The sequence below is a fragment of the Mesorhizobium sp. ArgA1 genome, assembly GCF_053714375.1.
The window spans coordinates 244,150-260,638 of sequence record NZ_JBSKBQ010000001.1; the positions used below are offsets into that span (position 1 = coordinate 244,150).

Sequence of the window (16,489 nt, forward strand, 5' to 3'; positions counted from 1 at the left end):
CCTCAGAGGTTTGCGTTGCGCGACAGCATGCGGATCTGCAGCCAGGCCAGAATGCCCGTTACGGCAAACAGGATCATAGAAAGTGCCGCGGCGTAGGCGGGCTGGTTGAGCCGGCCCTGCGCGGTCCAGATCAGATATTCGGGGACTGTCGTCGACGTGCCCGGTCCGCCGCCGGTCAGCACATAGATCAGCCCGAACATCGACGTCAGCAGGCCGATCGTGGTGATGACCGTCGAAAACTCGATGATCGGGCGAAGCTCCGGGATGATGATATGCCACCAGATCTGCCACATCTTGGCGCCATCGAGCCGCGCCGCTTCAACCATCTCCCTGGGCACGGTCGACAGGCCGGCAAGGAAGATGAGAACGCCCATGCCGAAGGTCGACCACGACTGGATGATAAGCGTCACCGGCAATGCCGTGCTGGAGCGGCCGAGCCAGTCCACGCCCGGGATGCCCAGCATCTTGAGCGCACCGTTGAAGCTTCCATTGAAACCCAGCACGATGCTGAAAATCGAGCCGATGATTACGCTCGAAAGGACGGCCGGAAAGAAATAGACGGAACGGAAAAACCCGCGTCCCGGAACGCCCTGGTCAATCAGGATCGCCAGTATCATCGGGATCGTCACAAAGAACGGCACTGCAAGCAGGATTGCCCCGGCATTGACCATGGAGGAGCGGAAATTCGGATCGTCAAGTGCCCGCAGGTAATTGGCCGCGCCGATGAATTCGCCCGGATCGGTCGCGGTGGCACTCGTCAGCGAGATGCCGAAGCCCCAGAACAGGGGAATGATGCGAAACACCAGCACCAGCAGAAGAGCCGGAACGAGGAACAGCACCGCCACGATGGCCTCGGCTCGGCGGCTGCGGTGCGAACGCTTGCGGGTTCGTGGGGCTACGGCGGTTTCGGTCAACGAACTTCTGGCCATGGGCAAGTCACTGAGCTTAGAGAAACAGGGAGCACCGAAGCGCTCCCCAATTTGTTCCATTATTTCTGTGGCTTGGCCTGCGCCTGGACCTTGTCCAGGGCCGCCGCGGCAGCGTCGACCGTTGTATCGTCGTTGAGCAGCAATTGGCTCTGGCGATGCCATTCGTCGAGTTCTGCTGCCGACGAGTTGGCATGGGTCGTCGGCACGGCGCTGGTTGCCAGCCAGCCCATGATGCGCTTCAGTCCAGGGCTGTCGATGCCGGACGTATCGACCAGGGTGTTTGCCGGAACGATACCCGCGTCGTTCACCAGGTAGGTCAGCACTTCAGGCGAAGCCAGCGTCTTCACCGCATCGAGAGCGAGATCGACATTCGGCGAGTCCTTGTTCACGCCGTAGCCGACGCCACCATCGAGCGGCACGCCCGGCGCGCCCTGGTGCTGATCGGCGGCGACGGTCGGCGAAGGCATCGGATAGACGCCGACATTGTCGACGCCCATGTCCTTCTCGAACACCTTCCAGTGAGCAACGTTTGACAGCAGGCCCCAGACGTTGCCCGCGCCGCCCTGGGAGAACAGTGTGAACTCGTCCATGAACATGGTCTGCGAGTTGCCGCCCTCCTGGTACCAGCCATCCTTGGCGGTATCGACCCAGGTCTGCAGGATTGCCTTGATGGGCGCATCCGACCAATGGAGCTTCCCGGTCAGCCAGTCGGCCTGCTGCTGCGCGGTCAGCGACTGGTTCGCCATTTCCGACAGGAAGAATTCCGCCTCGTAGCCTTCCTTGTTGGCCATCAGGAAGCAGGCGGTTTTGCCCTGCGCCTTGAAGGCATCGCAGACCTTGGTCATCTCGGCCCAGGTCGTCGGCGGTTTGTCCGGATCGAGCCCGGCGGCCTTGTAGAGCGCCTTGTTGTAGTACACGACGTGGCCCTGCAGGGTCGTCGGGATGAAGTACAACTTGCCGTCGGGGGCGGTAAATGCGGATTTTCCGACCAGCTTGGAGATAAGGTCGGGCAGCTTGTCATCGAGCGGGATCAGGCCGCCGACCAGATTCTTCGCCTGCGCGCCGCCATTGGCCCATATCACGTCCGGGCCCGTTTTCGAGGCCAGAGCCGTACCCAGCAGCGTGTAGTATTCGGCGTCGGGCTGCGACAGGAAAGTCAGGGTTGCGCCTGGATGGGCAGCTTCGAAAGCCGACTTGGCGTGGTCATAGTATGACGCATTGCTGGGCTCGTCGACGTTCACGTCCCATACGGTGATCTCCTGCGCCAACGCAGGTGAGGCCACCATGATGGCAGCGACCGCTGCCATCAGTCCTACTTTATGCATATCGGTCCTCCTGTTACCTGTTACTTTTCTCCTCCGCTCGTCGCGAGGCCTATTCCCGAACAGCCCGAGGACGGGTTGGTGCGGAGCCAAGCTGGTCGCGCGACAAGATTTCGGGGCGTGCCCATTCGCGACGGGCAGCTTCCGACAGCACGAGGCCATGGCCGGGACGGTCGGGCGCGTAAGCCCAGCCGTCGCGGATCTCCACCGGTTCCTCGATCAGATGCTCGAAATTCTGGAACGAGTATTCGAGCCATTCGACCTCGGGCAGCGCGCAGGCCATATGCACGCCGACCTCCAGAAAGGTATTTCCCAGCGACACCGGAATGCCGAGTTCAGCCGCCAGCCAACCGATGCGCATGACGTCGGTGACCTGGCCGTGTACGTTGAGGATGTCGGTGCCGCCAGCCAGCATGAGTTGGCGCTTGCCGGCGGCGTCGAGATATTCGCCTGAGTTGATCTGGGTCCAGGGAACGCACTGCCGGAGGAGGCGGAGGCCATCAAAATCGTTGCGCAGGATTGGGTCCTCGACCCACAACAACTCAAAGCCCGCCCGGCGAATGGTCTCGAGCTTGACGACCGCTTCCTTGCCATCCCAGGCTTCGTTGGCGTCGATCATGAACTGCGCGCCCGGTCGAACCGCCTTGGTGACCAGATCGAGCCGGTGCAGGTCCCGATCGAAGTCCGGATGCCCGACCTTGATCTTGAACGCCCGGTAACCCAGGGCATCGGCGTTCTCAAAGAACGCCACGAACTCGTCGTCGTTGAGATGGAAGTCCAGGCCCGAGGCATAGGCTCGCACCTTGTCCCGCCGCGAACCCAGCAGCCTGTGCAGCGGCATGCCGAGCTGCTTGGCCGCGAGATCCCAGACAGCGACCTGCACGGCCTCGTGAAACGGCAGCGTGAACAAACGCTGGTTACCGCCTCGAGGCCGGCCGACCCGGTGAGCAATCGAGAGTGGGTGCTGGCCTTCAAGGCCCGGCCAGACCTCAGTGCCGAAAACCCGAATGATTTCGCTTACGGCTGGCAATGCGTTGAAAAGGACCTGGACGAAGCCGAGACCGCGATTTCCGTTCTCGTCAATCAGTTCAAGCGCGGCGATATTGGCTTCGTCGGCCCGGACCTGGCTGTCGCCGATGACACGGTCACGGGCAAACTGAAAGCGGGTGAGTTCGAACGAGGAAATACGCATCTTGATCTATTAATTCATCACACTGATATATGACCTTGATCAGCTAATAGACCAATAGCGTGGAAAGGAAAAGAGGGTGTCAGCCAAGAATCCGCGCAAAGCGGCCGTTGCGTTTGGAGAAGGGACACGTCTCAGCGACGTGGCATACGGGCGCATCTTCGATATCTTGTACGATCGCAGATTGGCTGCCGGCGCCTTTGTATCCCAGGCCCAGTTGGTGGAACTGACCGGCGTGCCTGTCGGACCCTTGCGGGACGCGTTGCGGGCGCTCCAGGCCGAAGGGGTCGTCACGATCCATCCGCATGCCGGCATCCAGTTCGTGAAGCCGGGGATGGAGCTGACGCGGTCGACCTATCAGTTCCGCGGCATCATAGAAGCCGCCGCGGTCGCCGTCTTCGCCGAGACCGCACGCGACGTCGAAATTGCCGAGCTGGCGTTGCGGCACAGCGATGTCGCAGCCGCGCTGGAGGGCGATGGACTTACGCTTACAAACATGAGCGAACTCGAGAAACTTGAAGAGCTGCTGCACGGCTCCATCGTCGCGAGCCTGAACAATCCCCTCATCGATACGAGTTACCGACGGATCAGGAATTATCTGAGGCTGCTGCGCCTTGATCGGAAGATGTCCGTTCCGCTCGCCTTGCGCTCGTTGCGTGAACACCAGGAGATCATCGAAGCGTGCCGGAAGCGTGATGCAGCCGGCGCGGTCGAGGCCATCAAGACCCACTTCGCCGCGGCGCTGCAGCGCAATTTGGGATTGTACTAGAGTGGTTGGGCTCGCGCCGCCCATGGGACCCTGACGAGCCACGTTGGCGAAGAAGCGACTAAAAAGGCGGCTGCATGACCTCCCGGCCGCCCAAGCCAGCCCTCGCCGCGCAAGGACATCCGATCCGGCCTACGCCGCTTTCGTTGGCGATCTGAACTTGAAGATCGCGACTGCACGAACCGAGGCTGGCCCAGCCAATTTTGGCTAAGGGCGCGGCATCGACGGCGTCAGCGCACCAGCCTGACACCGGTCGCGGCTACGAGTCCGGCCGGGTCAATCCGAGACAATTTCGTAGTGAAGCAGCTGGGCGTCGCCGAGGGACGACTTCAGCCCAGGCGAAATGACCCCGGAGCCGAAGAGGAGAATATCTTCGCGCCGTACGAATATTTCATGCCCGGGTCCCATCGACACAAATGTGCCCGACGAGCTTCTCTCGACAAGCCGGGGCCTGCCATTCGAAATGGTGAAGGTCGCGTGGTGCCTTGAAACCCAGGGCCGCTCGACGACAATATTGCATTCCGCAGATCGGCCGATGGTCACGGATTCGTTGTTTCGACAGGATCGCAACTGATCTCCATACCGGATGACCAGACTGATCTGCCGCGGCGGGACGGAGCGTCTATCGGTAGTGGTGCCTCGGATGATGGTCTGCGTACTGAGGGCCCCATCGTCGCTCCACAGGGTATAGACATCGAAGAGTTCTTGCTTCCCCTTCAAGGCCATTTTGTCGAGGAGCCGCAGGCCCTTGCGGCTCTTCGCGGAAAGGGCTTCGCAAAAGCTCTGGCTGATCAGCACCTCCCCGGGGTTGGCGGTGGTGGACAACCTTGCGGTAACATTGACAACATCACCGAATACCTCGCCCCGCGTGCGAATGACCGCTCCGAAATGCAATCCGATACGGGCGCTCAACGGCCCTTTCGTCAGTTGGCGGCTGATTTGGCAGACGGCCCTCAGCGCCGCCTCCGGGCTCTCGAACAGGCTGAGCACGTCATCGCCTTTCGAGTGAATGAAATCACCGCCGTGCCGGGCGACGGTCTCGCGCATCGCGTCAAGGCAATCCGAAACCTGCTGCAGAGCCGCATCGTCGCCGATACGCTCATAGAGGGGCGTGCTGCCGACGACATCAGCTAAGAGCACTGCGGCTAGACGTCTTTCCTGATCCATCGATCTCGTATCCGCACCGAGAACGCAGCGTGTATAACACACAACCTGGAAGCAGCGTGATCTCGAGTCATGGCGAAGGAACGCCGGGCTCCCAACTGCAGCCCTTACGCGGAGTCATCATGAAACCTCCGATGATCGCTCATGGGCGCGAAGCAGCCATGCCGCCGTCACGTGTGAGACTCTGCTTTGGTGACAAGCAAAACAGCAGCCCTTACGACTCGTCCCTCTCATCGCGCAAATTAGACACAACGCGACGGTTCTGCGACCTGCAGGCGTTGTCGGGGCAGTCGCGGACGAGCCTGTCCTTGCCGTAGCCCTTGGCCCACATGCGGTTGCGGTCTATGCCGCCGGCGGCGAGGTAGTTCATCACTGCATCGGCGCGCTGCTGCGACAGCGCTGTTTCGCTTGCGCCGGGATCGTCGGCGAAACCCTGCAGCTTGAGCAGCCAGCGCGGATACTTTGACAACCAGGCGATCTGGGTGTCGAGGGTGGTCTTGGCGACAGAATCGAGCGCGGCCGAACCTTTCGTGAAATAGGTGCGGCGGCCGACATTGAGGATAAAATCCTCCTCGCTACCCGGCTGCACGTTCTGGAAGCCGGCAATCTCGGCGTTGGTGACGTCGGGCGTGGGCGGGGCCAGCGTGTTGCTGGTCGAGCAGGATGCGGCCAACACCAGCAGGCCGGCGGCGATCAGCCGACGCGTGTTTTCAATCATGCGGTTCATGGTGCGCCATCATTCGACAGTGGTGGAAGCGGGCGCCTGGTCGGCGATGTGCGGCAGGACCTCCACCGCGGTGCCGATCGGGCACCGCTGGTAGAGGTCTATGATGTCTTCCGGGAACATGCGGATGCAGCCGCTGGAAGCGTCGGTGCCGATGCTCCATGGCTCCAGCGTGCCATGCAGGCGGTAGCCGATGTCGGCGCCGTCGCGGTACAGATAGAGCGCGCGCGGTCCGAGCGGATTGTTGGGCGCGCCGCCTGCGATCATGGGCGGCAGCTCCGGCCTGCGCTTAAGCATTTCGGGGGGCGGGACCCATTGCGGCCAGAGCGCGCGGCGGTCAATCGTCGCGCGGCCGTACCATTTGAAGCCCTCCTTGCCGACGCCGACGCCGTAGCGGATGGCGGTCTTGTTTTCCATGATGAGGTAGAGGAAGTGGTGGCGGGTATCGACCACGACGGTGCCGACCGGCTCGCTGCTGAAATACTTGACAATCTGGCGATGCCATCTCTTGTCGATCTTGGCGAAGTTGGTCTTGCGATAGACAAAATTGTTGTCGGTGGCGGTACCGGCGAAAAAGGATTTTGCCGCCGCGGCATGGACAAGAGTGCCGGTTGCACCGGCCGCGACCAGCGCCAAGCCGCCGAGCATGACATCCCTGCGTGACAAAACCATCGGCAATCCCCCCATGCCTTAAGCCTGACGGACCATAGTTGAGAATTATTTTGCCTCAAAGCGGAAAATGCTGCAGTTGGGGCGACAGCGGAATAGCGGCTCCTGGCTTCGCAACGAAGGTTCCAGACGCTCAAGCTTCTGGGAGCAAGTCGCGAATTGACCCCAAATGCGACTTTGATCTGCTGACCGTCTGTTTCATCGCCGAGGTTTTCTATGAGCGAGCAAAATCGATATTCCTGGCGGGAGCGCATGACGATCCTCGGCGATGTCGAGGCGGCATCCTTCCTTCCGTGGATCGAGCGTCATGCCGCCAAGCTCGGGCTCGCGCAGGCTATATGCATCGCCGCTCCCGATCGGATCGAGCTCGACGTCGCCGGTCCGGCCGAACTGATCGATATGATGGAGATGGGGTGCTCCCTTGGACCAATCGATGTCTGGGTCGAGACTATTCGCCGGACGCCGATCGACAACGAATCGAGCTAGGGTTTGAAGCTCGCTGGCCCTGGCCGGGAGACGTGACGCCCCTTTTTTAGGCATTATTGTCAGTGAGGAAATATTGTGCAAACGTGACCGGGCTTATCAGCAAATCCCTTGACCGCGAAGCTGTGCTCGGGAAGATGCCGATGTCATTTGAAAGTTGACGTATGCCACCCTATCCGACCGGCTCATGGATGCCAGTTGCCCTCTCTGCGGACTTACCGGCGGGAACCGTGATGCCGGCGCAATCCCCAGTCGGACCGATTGCCCTTTGGCGCAGCCGCTCCGGCCGCACGGCGGCCTTCGCCGACAGATGCCCTCATCGCGGCATGCGGCTTTCCCATGGCTTCGTGCGCGGTGAGGCCCTGTCCTGCATCTATCACGGCTGGAGCTATGCCCGGGCGGGAAACTGCCTGCGCATCCCGGCCCATCCGGGGCTGGCGCCGCCGGAGACGATCCGCGTCGCGACCCAGGCGGTCGAGGACAGCGGCGGGCTCATATGGATTTCCGTCGGCGAAGCCGCAGCCCCGCCGCCGCGGCTCGACGGCGTGGCCCCGCTGCGCTCCATGATGGTGGAAGCGGACGTCGCGGCGCTGGAGGCGGCCGCGGGCGCGAAGGCCGAGGGAGGCCTGCTCGACCGTACCCACGATGGCCGGACGCTGCGGCTGCTGTTTGCCCCCGAAGGGGAAGCGCGAACGCTCATGCATGTTCTGGTGGGCGAGGACGCCAATCCGACCGAGCGGATCGCCGCGTCGCGGGCCGCCGAAACGCTGCGGCGGGCGGCCGAGAGCATTCGGCGCAGCAGGGCCGTCCAATGACCCGCAACGCGATGATCGACGAATGGTATCCGGTCGGCCTTGCCAGCCAGCTCGATGCGCAGGGGCGCAAGACGACCCTCATGGGCGAACCGATCGACGTGCGGCTTGGCGACGACGGAAACGCCATGGTCACGGGGGGCAACGGACGCGCCCTACCGGTCTGCGTGCGCTATGGCCATGTCTGGTCGTCGCCCGGTGATCCGCAGAAGGCGCTGTTTGCGATCCCCGAGGCCGATCAGCCCGGCCGCCGGCTTGTCGATGTCGGGGTGGTGCGCGTGCGCTGCTCGCCGTTGCGCGCGGTGGAGAACTTCCTGGACATTGCGCATTTTCCGTTCGTCCATACCGACATATTGGGGGCCGAACCGCATACCGAGGTCCAGAGCTACAAGGTCGAGATCCGCGAGGACGAGGACGAGGTTTGGGCGACCCAGGTTAAGTTCTACCAGCCGCAGGCCGCCAAGTCGGCGGAAGGCGGCATAACCACGGAATACATGTATCGCGTTCCTGCGCCGACCTGCTCGATCCTCTACAAGACCTGTCCGCCGCGCCCGGGCGAATGGGACGTCATCACGCTTTTCGTGCAGCCTCTTGCCGAAGACCTATGCGACGTGTGGCCATGGATGGCGCTGTTCGATGACGAGACGCGATTGACAGACCTGATCCATTTCCAGCAGACGATCTTCGTCCAGGACCGGTCGATCCTTGAAAACCAGATTCCGGGGCTGCTGCCGCTCGATCCCGGCATGGAGATTCCCACGCGAGCCGACCTGACGTCGGTGGCCTACCGGCGCTGGCTGAAACGCCATGGCTACACCTACGGCGCGCAACTGGTGGCGCAATGAAGCTCTACGACTATGTGCTGTCGCCGAGCTGCTACAAGGCGCGCCTGATGGCTGCGCTGGCCGGGGTGAAGCTCGACATCCGGCCCGTCGACTTCCATCCCGGTGCCGAGCATCGCGGTCCCGAACTTATGGCGCTTAACCCGGCGGGTTCGATCCCGATCCTGGAGGATGGCGACCTCGTCCTGACCGAATCCTCGGCCATGCTTGTCTACCTCGCCGCGAAGGCGGCACCGCAATGGCTGGGCAACGATACGGCCGGAGAGGCGGCGCGCGTCCAGCAATGGCTTTCCTTCTCGCATCGGCTGACCGCCAGCCTGGGGGCGGCGCGCCTGCATGAGATGCTGCTGCGTCCGGGCGATATCGATGTCCTTCAGGGACAGGGGACAACGGCCCTGCGGGAGCTGGAAGCCGGCCTCGTCGAACAGCATATCCGCGGCCAGCGCTTCCTCGCGTCGGACCGGCCGAGTGTCGCCGACATCGCCTGTTTCCCCTATGTGGCGCTGGCGCCGGACGGCGGCGTCTCGCTCGATCCCTATCCCGTGATCCGGCTGTGGTCGCGGGCGATCCGCGGTCTCGACGGCTTCATCGAGATGCCCGGCATCCACCGGCTGCACGAGCTCAGACCCGAGCCCGCCCCAGGCGAGGCCTGACGTGGCGGGCCATCTGTTGAAGAACTGCGCTGCGGTCATCGTGGACGATGGCAACGGTCCGCGCGTCCATCGCAATGTCGATGTGTTGACCGACGGCCCGGCGATCCGGGCCATCGGCGAAGGCCTCGACAAGGAGGAACTGCCTGTCGGGACCGTCGCGCAGGATGCTGCCGGCTGGTTCGTCTATCCCGGCCTCGTCAACACCCATCACCACTTCTTTCAGTGCTTCGTGCGCAACCGCGCCGATCTGGACTGGACGAAGCTGTCGGTCATCGAATGGCTCGACCGCATCTATCCCATCTTCTCGCGGCTGACCGAGGAGTGCTTCTACCACGCATCGGTCACGGCCATGGCGGAGTTGATAAAGCACGGCTGTACGACGGCGTTCGACCATCAGTACTGCTTTCCGCGGCATGCCGGCAAAAGGCTGATCGACCGGCAGTTCGAGGCGGCCGAACTGCTCGGCATGCGCTTCCATGCCGGACGTGGCGGCAACACGCTGCCGAAATCGGAAGGCTCGACCATCCCCGACGCCATGCTGGAAACGACGGACGAGTTCATCGCCGACTGCGCCCGGCTGATCGACGCCTACCATGATGCCGGTCGCTTCGGCATGCGCCAGGTCGTCGTCGCGCCCTGCCAGCCGGTCAACTGCTATCGCGAGACATTCGTGGAATCGGTGGCGCTAGCGCGCGACCGCAAGGCGCGCATGCATACCCATGTCGGCGAGGGCGAAAGCCCGGTCATGCAGGCCCGCCATGGCCTGCGCACGGTGGATTATTGCGCGGAGACAGGCTTCTGCGGGTCGGATGCCTTCTATGCCCATTGCTGGGAGTTGACCCACGACGAGCTGCGCAAGATGGCCGCCAGCGGCACCGGCGTCGCGCACTGCCCGGAGCCGGTCTATCTCGTCGGCGCCGAAGTCACCGACATACCGGCGATGTCGGCCCTCGGGCTCATTGTGGGCTTGGGTTGCGACGGCGCCGCCTCGAACGACAATTCCAACCTGATGCACTGCATCCATTCGGCCTACATGCTGCAATGCCTGTCGGCGTCGACGCGTGACCATCCGGTTCCGCCGCCGGTCGATTTCCTCGGCTATGCGACGACCGGGGGCGCGGCGCTGCTCGGGCGCGGCGACATCGGCAGGCTGTCGCCCGGCATGGCCGCCGACTTGTTCGCCATCGACACGCGGCGCATGGACTATGTCGGCACGCGGCACGATCCGCTGAGCCTGCTGGCCAAGGTGGGCATCGGCACGCCGACCGACATGACGATGATCAACGGCCGCATCGTCTGGGCCAAGGGAGAATTCCCGGGGCTCGACGAGGCCAGGCTGTTCGCGCAAGCCGAGGCAGCGCTCGCGACCGTGGAATTCTAGAAGCCAAAACCAAAAGCAAGGGGAACCGACATGCTGACAAATCTTACCCGCAGAACATTGATGAAGGGCGCTGCCGCTACCGGGCTCGTCGCCGCGGTGGGTAGCCGCGCGCTTGCCGCCGACGAACCGCTGGGCATCGTGCTTGTGGTCCCCTCGCCGGTCGGCGACGTCGGCTGGGGCCGTGCGCTGGCCGACGGACTCGAGCCGGTCAAGGCCGCCTACGGCGACAAGGTGAAGGTCACCATCATCGAGAACATTCAGGAAGGCCCCGACGCCGACCGCATCATGAACAAGGCGGTCGCCGACGGGAACAAGTTCCTGATCGCCGGTTCCTTCGGCTACCAGAACGGCGCCCTGCAGATCGCGCGCCGCAATCCCGACGTCACCGTGCTGCACGCTTCCGGTTACCAGGTGGCGCCGAACTTCTCGCCCTTTGCTGCCCAATATTCCCAGGGCACCTACCTGATGGGCATGGCGGCGGCCGCGCTTTCGAAGACCGGCAAGCTCGGCTCGGTCTCCGCCTTCGCCATTCCCGAGCTGATCACCTCCATCAACGCTTTCACGCTGGGGGCGCAGGCGGCGAAGCCCGATGTCGAGGTTTCGGTCGTATGGGTGAACTCCTGGTTCGATCCGGCCAAGGAGCAGGAAGCCGCCAAGGCGCTGCTGGCGCAGAAATGCGACGTCATCTTCTCCAACGCGCAGGACACGCCTTCGGTCGTTGCGGCCTGCGAAGAGGCCGGCATCCCCGCCTTCAACCTCAACTCGTCGATGAAGAAATACGCGCCCAAGACCTATCTCGGCTGCGTGGCGACCGATTGGTCGCCCTTCTTCAAAGCCTCGGTCGACGCCCACCTTGCCGGTACCTTCAAGGGCGCCAACGCCTTCTTGGGTGTCGGCGACAAGGTCGTCGAAGTCGTCGACTGGAACCCGGGCATCCCGGCTGACATCATGACCAAGATCAAGGAGGTTGAAGCCAAGATCGCCGACGGCAGCTTCTCGCCCTTTGCCGGTCCGATCGCCAAGGCCGACGGCAGCGAAGGCGTTCCCGCCGGCAAGACAATGACCGAGGCCGAGATCGTCGCCATGGACTGGCACGTCAAGGGTGTCACCACGCCGCTGCCCAAGTAATCCATGACCGCCCCGCTTCTGTCGCTGCGCGGCATATCCAAGAGCTACGGCCAGATCCATGCCAATCGGGACATCGATCTGGACGTGGCTCCGCGCTCGATCCACGCGATCCTCGGAGAGAATGGGGCGGGCAAGTCGACGCTGATGAAGCTGATATACGGCGTCGAGGAGCCGGACGCCGGAACAGCGACCTGGAAAGGAGAGCCCCTCGCGCTTGCGTCCCCGGCGGACGCGAGGCGCAAGGGGATTGGCATGGTCTTCCAGCATTTCTCGTTGTTCGAGACGCTGACGGTGGTGGAGAACGTCCGGCTGGTCGTGCCCGGGAAAAAATCGGATCTTGCGCAAGGCATCCGCAAGCTCGGCCGCGACTTCGGCCTGGAGGTCGATCCGCTTGCCCACGTGCACGCGCTCTCGGTCGGAGAGCGGCAGCGGGTGGAAATCATCCGCTGCCTGATGACCGAACCGCAGCTCCTGATCCTCGACGAACCGACCTCCGTCCTGCCGCCACAATCGGTGGACAGGCTGTTCGAGACATTGCGGCGGCTGCGCGACGGCGGCGTGTCCGTTCTGTTCATCTCGCACAAGCTGGAGGAGATCCGTGCGGTCTGCGACCGCGCGACCATCCTGCGCGGCGGGCGCATCACCGGCCATGTGGATCCGCGTGACCACGACGCGCACGACCTCGCCCGCATGATGATCGGCCGCGATATGCCGCAGCCCATGCCGGCGGTTGCGCATTCCGGCGGGGAAAAGCGCCTTGAAATCCTCGGCCTAGAGCATCGGCCGGACGATCCCTTCGCCGCAGCACTTTCCGACGTCAGCCTGACGGTCCGGGCGGGCGAGATCCTCGGCATCGCCGGCATCTCCGGCAACGGGCAGAGCGAGCTCGCCGCGCTGATCTCAGGCGAGACGATGCTGCCGCGCGAAAAGTCACAGCGTATCTTCATGATGGGAAGAGACGTCGGCGCGCTCGATGCGGCTGCCCGCCGGCGGCTGGGCTTCGCATTCGTTCCGGAGGAGCGGTTGGGCCGTGGCGCGGTGCCGGAAATGTCGCTCGTTCTCAACAGCCTGCTGACGGCCCATCCCTCCGGTCTCCTGAAACGCGGCCTCGTCGACGCGGCCCGTGCCAAAGCCTTCACCGAAGACTGCATCCGGCAATACGACGTGCGCACGCCGGGTCCCGAAGCCGAGGCCGGGGCGCTTTCGGGAGGCAATCTGCAGAAGTTCATCGTGGGCCGCGAGATCATGCTGTCCCCCAAACTGCTGTTTGTTGCACAGCCTACCTGGGGCGTCGATGTCGGCGCCGCATCCGCCGTCCGCCAGCGCCTTGTCGCCTTGCGCAACGAAGGCATGGCCATCCTGGTCATCTCGGAGGAACTGGAGGAACTGTTCGAGCTTTGCGATGCGATCCAGGTGATCCATCAGGGCCGGCTGAGCCCGCCGCTGGTGACGCGCGACACCAGACCCGAAGAGATCGGCCGATACATGATCGGCGCGCATTCGATCGCCGAAAAGGTTCCTGCATGAGCGCCCTGTCCCGGCCATTCCTTCCCGTTCTGGTTCGCCGGGAACACGCCTCGCTTGCAATCAAGCTGGTCGCCCCGCCCGCCGCGCTCGGCGTGGCGACGCTGCTCAATCTCGGGCTCTACCTCCTGATGGGCCGCGATCCGGTCGCCGTGTTCCAGGCGATGCTTCTGGAGCCCTTCCTGTCCTGGGCCTCGTTCTCGGAAGTCCTGCTCAAGATGGGGCCGTTGCTGCTGATTGCGCAGGGGCTTGCCATCGGCTTTCGCGCAAAGATCTTCAACATCGGCGCCGAGGGCCAGTTCATCCTCGGCGCAATCTTCGCGTCCGCCATTCCCATTTGGCTCCCGCAGGCTACCGGCCAGTGGATCTGGCCTGCCATGCTCGTCCTCGGCGCCCTGGGCGGCGCGCTTTGGGCCTCGCTCACGGCGTTCTGGCGCGTGCGGCTCAACGCAAACGAGATTCTCGTATCGCTCATGCTGGCGCTCGTTGCCGCGCAACTTCTGAACTATCTGCTTCTCGGCCCCTGGAAGGATCCGGCCGGCTTCAACTTCCCACAGTCGGAGATGTTCCAGTACGACGCGATGGTGCCTATCCTGATCCCCGGCACCCGCGTCAATGTCTCGCTGCTCATCGCCTTCGCCTTCTCGCTCGCGGCCTGGGTCTTCATGCAGAGGAGTTTCGCCGGCTACAAGCTGCAGGTCGGCGGCCTTGCTCCACGCGCGGCCGGATACGCCGGCTTCAACGAAGGACGCGCAATCTGGCTTTCGCTCCTCATCGGTGGCTTCGCGGCGGGCCTCGCCGGGGCGGCGGAGGTGGCCGGGCCGCTCGGCCAATTGCAGCGCTCCATCTCGACCGGTTACGGCTATGCCGCCATCATCGTTGCCTATCTCGGCGGCCTTCACCCGATAGGCATCATTTTTTCCGCGCTGCTCATGGCGGCGCTCTATATTGGCGGCGACAACGCCATGGTCTCGGCAAATCTGCCGGTCGCCGCGGTCCGGGTCTTCCAGGGCAGCCTGTTGCTCGCCTATCTCGTCGCCATTGCCTTCGTCCGCTACCGGCTCGAATGGCGCCATGCTACTCACGGAAGCGCCCCATGAATGCCCTCGAGTTCATCGTCGCCGGAATGCTGGCGGCGGCCACGCCGTTCCTTTTGGCCGCGCTGGGCGAAATGGTGGCCGAGCGGGCCGGCGTCCTCAATCTCGGCGTGGAGGGAATGATGGCCATGGGGGCGGTCGTCGCCTTCATCATCGTCTATCACGGCGGCGGTCACTTCCTGGGTTTCCTCGCCGCGGGCCTCGCCAGCGCGGCTCTTTCCCTTGTCTTTGGCGTCATCGCGCTGGGGTTCCGCGCGAACCAGGTCGCAGTGGGGCTCGCCATAGGCATACTCGGCCAGGGCCTCTCGGCACTGTTCGGCAAGAGCTATGAGAGCCTCACGGTCAAAGGCCTGCCGAAGCTTTCATTGCCTTGGCTTTCGGATATCCCGGTCATCGGCGGCCTGTTCGCTCAGGATGTCATCGTGTGGCTCTCGCTGGCCGCGACCGTCGCCATCTGGGCGATATTCGCCTACAGCAAGACCGGCCTTGTCGTGCGCGCCGTCGGCGAAAATCCCAAGGCGGCCCATGCGCTCGGCTATCCGGTAATCGCCGTGCGTTTCGCCGCCGTCGCTTTCGGCGGCGCGCTTGCAGGGTTCGCCGGCGCCTACGCGGCCGTGGTCTACACACCGCTGTGGGCCGATGGCATGATCGCCGGGCGCGGCTGGATCGCGATCGCGCTCGTCGTCTTCGGCACCTGGCTCACCAGCCGTATCTTCCTCGGCGCCTGCCTCTTCGGCGCCGTCTCCCTGGCAAGCCTGGCGGCCCAGGCGACCGGACTGGACGTTTCATCGCAACTTCTGTCGAGCCTGCCTTATCTCGTGACAATCGTCGTGCTGGGCATCATTTCCTCGAACCGGCGTCTGCTCAAGCTCAACGGCGTGGCATCGCTGGGAGAGCCTTTCGAACAATAGTGTCGCTCGCGGCCCGGGCGCGCAATAACCCGACATCTGAGCGCAGATCGCACCGTCCCTGGGGCGTGAAGGGCTGCACGCAATCGCGGCAACCATCCCATTCGTACGTCGTTACCGCCTTTTGCCGTACGCATCGCCCAAGGGGTCTTTCCAGCCTCGAAATAGCTGGACTATACTTGGCTGCACAAACCTGACTGACGAACCGGAGGACAATCGAACTTAAGAGCAGGCATAACTCGCCCTTCCCCGCTCATGGATTGAGTCAATGCACTTGAGTCCTGGGACATAGCGAATCTAGATTGGCCCACTTCTAAGCGAAGTTGACCATAACTATTTGATATTAAACAATTTTGGTGGTGCAGGCAGTCGTCAGCGAACCAGTCTCTGTCAGATTTCCCTGTCAGGCGTGGAAAAACAGCGAATTTACAAACATTTTGAGAAGCTTGGCCAATTCGGGTCTGAAATCTTGCGTCAGATTCAAGGATTTGGCAGAGATTTCCCTATGAAGGCGAACCCTCGACACTATGTCGTGGCTGTAGCTCAAAGGGATAGCTAACGTCTTTAAACGACAAAATTCGGTCCAGTCGGCATCGGAAGCCAACTGCTCACACCATTTTTAGTCGAACGTCCGATCGACACGCACTCACGCGCGCCGCTGAGAGCCGGCCATGATGATTACCGGCGGGTACAGTGCGGCGACGGCTTTTCCACACAGCATGACATAGTGAGTGGCGATGCCCGGCGGCCTACCGCTCCTGCCCAATGACAACGCTTCGATTGGCGGTTGAACGGAAAAGAAACCATTCAGCATCAAAGTACTGCTTTTTGATGCACCTTTCGAAACGTCGGAACGAGCGCTGGTCGAGCCGACAACGATGCCCCCAGGTGAACGGTA

Annotated in this window: 16 protein-coding genes; 10 read left to right on the top strand and 6 right to left on the bottom strand. The window is 63.0% G+C overall.

The window, feature by feature from the left end; all coding sequences use genetic code 11:
* Positions 1-2: 2 nt before the first annotated feature.
* The 3 genes from ACWGTI_RS01075 to ACWGTI_RS01085 are packed head-to-tail and all read right to left on the bottom strand — an operon-like array spanning position 3 to position 3,443.
* Entirely contained in the window at positions 3-929 is a 927-nt protein-coding gene (locus ACWGTI_RS01075; protein ID WP_454585409.1) for a carbohydrate ABC transporter permease, read from the bottom strand.
* Between the two features lie 59 nt (positions 930-988).
* Complete coding sequence (locus ACWGTI_RS01080) at positions 989-2,254, bottom strand: ABC transporter substrate-binding protein (protein ID WP_454585410.1); 1,266 nt, start codon at positions 2,252-2,254, stop codon at positions 989-991.
* 49 nt (positions 2,255-2,303) lie between these two features.
* Positions 2,304-3,443, bottom strand: a complete 1,140-nt coding sequence (locus ACWGTI_RS01085) for a mandelate racemase/muconate lactonizing enzyme family protein (protein WP_454585411.1) — start codon at positions 3,441-3,443, stop codon at positions 2,304-2,306.
* 76 nt (positions 3,444-3,519) lie between these two features.
* Between ACWGTI_RS01085 and ACWGTI_RS01090 the strand changes: the two genes are divergently transcribed.
* Entirely contained in the window at positions 3,520-4,209 is a 690-nt protein-coding gene (locus ACWGTI_RS01090) for a GntR family transcriptional regulator (RefSeq protein ID WP_454585412.1), read from the top strand.
* 273 nt (positions 4,210-4,482) lie between these two features.
* On the opposite strand, the gene ACWGTI_RS01095 is transcribed toward ACWGTI_RS01090, so the two are convergent.
* From ACWGTI_RS01095 to ACWGTI_RS01105, 3 genes are all read right to left on the bottom strand, one after another.
* Positions 4,483-5,373 (bottom strand): adenylate/guanylate cyclase domain-containing protein, encoded by an 891-nt coding sequence (locus tag ACWGTI_RS01095; RefSeq protein ID WP_454585413.1) that lies wholly within the window; start codon positions 5,371-5,373, stop codon positions 4,483-4,485.
* 211 nt (positions 5,374-5,584) lie between these two features.
* Positions 5,585-6,097 (bottom strand): OmpA family protein, encoded by a 513-nt coding sequence (locus ACWGTI_RS01100; RefSeq protein ID WP_454585414.1) that lies wholly within the window; start codon positions 6,095-6,097, stop codon positions 5,585-5,587.
* Positions 6,098-6,106: 9 nt separating this feature from the next.
* Entirely contained in the window at positions 6,107-6,766 is a 660-nt protein-coding gene (locus tag ACWGTI_RS01105; RefSeq protein ID WP_454585415.1) for a L,D-transpeptidase, read from the bottom strand.
* Between the two features lie 213 nt (positions 6,767-6,979).
* Between ACWGTI_RS01105 and ACWGTI_RS01110 the strand changes: the two genes are divergently transcribed.
* The 9 genes from ACWGTI_RS01110 to ACWGTI_RS01150 all read left to right on the top strand — a co-directional run bounded on the left by ACWGTI_RS01110 (position 6,980) and on the right by ACWGTI_RS01150 (position 15,594).
* Positions 6,980-7,249, top strand: a complete 270-nt coding sequence (locus ACWGTI_RS01110) for an acylphosphatase (RefSeq protein WP_454585416.1) — start codon at positions 6,980-6,982, stop codon at positions 7,247-7,249.
* Positions 7,250-7,410: 161 nt separating this feature from the next.
* Positions 7,411-8,061: a Rieske 2Fe-2S domain-containing protein gene (locus ACWGTI_RS01115; protein ID WP_454585417.1), complete on the top strand. Its 651-nt coding sequence runs from the start codon at positions 7,411-7,413 to the stop codon at positions 8,059-8,061.
* Entirely contained in the window at positions 8,058-8,903 is an 846-nt protein-coding gene (locus ACWGTI_RS01120; RefSeq protein ID WP_454585418.1) for an aromatic ring-hydroxylating dioxygenase subunit alpha, read from the top strand. The genes ACWGTI_RS01115 and ACWGTI_RS01120 overlap by 4 nt, the downstream gene beginning before the upstream one ends.
* Positions 8,900-9,553, top strand: a complete 654-nt coding sequence (locus ACWGTI_RS01125) for a glutathione S-transferase family protein (protein ID WP_454585419.1) — start codon at positions 8,900-8,902, stop codon at positions 9,551-9,553. The genes ACWGTI_RS01120 and ACWGTI_RS01125 overlap by 4 nt, the downstream gene beginning before the upstream one ends.
* A 1-nt stretch (position 9,554) precedes the next feature.
* Complete coding sequence (locus ACWGTI_RS01130) at positions 9,555-10,934, top strand: amidohydrolase (protein WP_454585420.1); 1,380 nt, start codon at positions 9,555-9,557, stop codon at positions 10,932-10,934.
* A 33-nt stretch (positions 10,935-10,967) separates the two neighbouring features.
* Positions 10,968-12,062 carry a BMP family ABC transporter substrate-binding protein gene (locus ACWGTI_RS01135; RefSeq protein ID WP_454586456.1) on the top strand — a complete coding sequence of 365 codons (1,095 nt, stop codon included), beginning with the start codon at positions 10,968-10,970 and terminating at the stop codon, positions 12,060-12,062.
* A 3-nt stretch (positions 12,063-12,065) separates the two neighbouring features.
* On the top strand, positions 12,066-13,589 hold the full coding sequence (locus ACWGTI_RS01140) for an ABC transporter ATP-binding protein (RefSeq protein ID WP_454585421.1): 1,524 nt from the start codon (positions 12,066-12,068) through the stop codon (positions 13,587-13,589).
* Positions 13,586-14,686, top strand: coding sequence for an ABC transporter permease (locus ACWGTI_RS01145; RefSeq protein ID WP_454585422.1), 1,101 nt, complete (start codon positions 13,586-13,588; stop codon positions 14,684-14,686). The genes ACWGTI_RS01140 and ACWGTI_RS01145 overlap by 4 nt, the downstream gene beginning before the upstream one ends.
* Entirely contained in the window at positions 14,683-15,594 is a 912-nt protein-coding gene (locus ACWGTI_RS01150) for an ABC transporter permease (RefSeq protein WP_454585423.1), read from the top strand. Before ACWGTI_RS01145 ends, ACWGTI_RS01150 begins: the two co-directional genes overlap by 4 nt.
* Positions 15,595-16,489 lie beyond the last annotated feature (895 nt).

Excerpts from the sequence above, each read along its gene's own strand:
- ACWGTI_RS01075 (WP_454585409.1), bottom strand. The coding sequence starts at position 929 with ATGGCCAGAAGTTCGTTGACCGAAACCGCCGTAGCCCCACGAACCCGC.
- ACWGTI_RS01080 (WP_454585410.1), bottom strand. The coding sequence starts at position 2,254 with ATGCATAAAGTAGGACTGATGGCAGCGGTCGCTGCCATCATGGTGGCC.
- ACWGTI_RS01085 (WP_454585411.1), bottom strand. The coding sequence starts at position 3,443 with ATGCGTATTTCCTCGTTCGAACTCACCCGCTTTCAGTTTGCCCGTGAC.
- ACWGTI_RS01095 (WP_454585413.1), bottom strand. The coding sequence starts at position 5,373 with ATGGATCAGGAAAGACGTCTAGCCGCAGTGCTCTTAGCTGATGTCGTC.
- ACWGTI_RS01100 (WP_454585414.1), bottom strand. The coding sequence starts at position 6,097 with ATGAACCGCATGATTGAAAACACGCGTCGGCTGATCGCCGCCGGCCTG.
- ACWGTI_RS01105 (WP_454585415.1), bottom strand. The coding sequence starts at position 6,766 with ATGGTTTTGTCACGCAGGGATGTCATGCTCGGCGGCTTGGCGCTGGTC.
- ACWGTI_RS01110 (WP_454585416.1), top strand. The coding sequence starts at position 6,980 with ATGAGCGAGCAAAATCGATATTCCTGGCGGGAGCGCATGACGATCCTC.
- ACWGTI_RS01115 (WP_454585417.1), top strand. The coding sequence starts at position 7,411 with ATGCCACCCTATCCGACCGGCTCATGGATGCCAGTTGCCCTCTCTGCG.
- ACWGTI_RS01120 (WP_454585418.1), top strand. The coding sequence starts at position 8,058 with ATGACCCGCAACGCGATGATCGACGAATGGTATCCGGTCGGCCTTGCC.
- ACWGTI_RS01125 (WP_454585419.1), top strand. The coding sequence starts at position 8,900 with ATGAAGCTCTACGACTATGTGCTGTCGCCGAGCTGCTACAAGGCGCGC.
- ACWGTI_RS01140 (WP_454585421.1), top strand. The coding sequence starts at position 12,066 with ATGACCGCCCCGCTTCTGTCGCTGCGCGGCATATCCAAGAGCTACGGC.
- ACWGTI_RS01145 (WP_454585422.1), top strand. The coding sequence starts at position 13,586 with ATGAGCGCCCTGTCCCGGCCATTCCTTCCCGTTCTGGTTCGCCGGGAA.
- ACWGTI_RS01150 (WP_454585423.1), top strand. The coding sequence starts at position 14,683 with ATGAATGCCCTCGAGTTCATCGTCGCCGGAATGCTGGCGGCGGCCACG.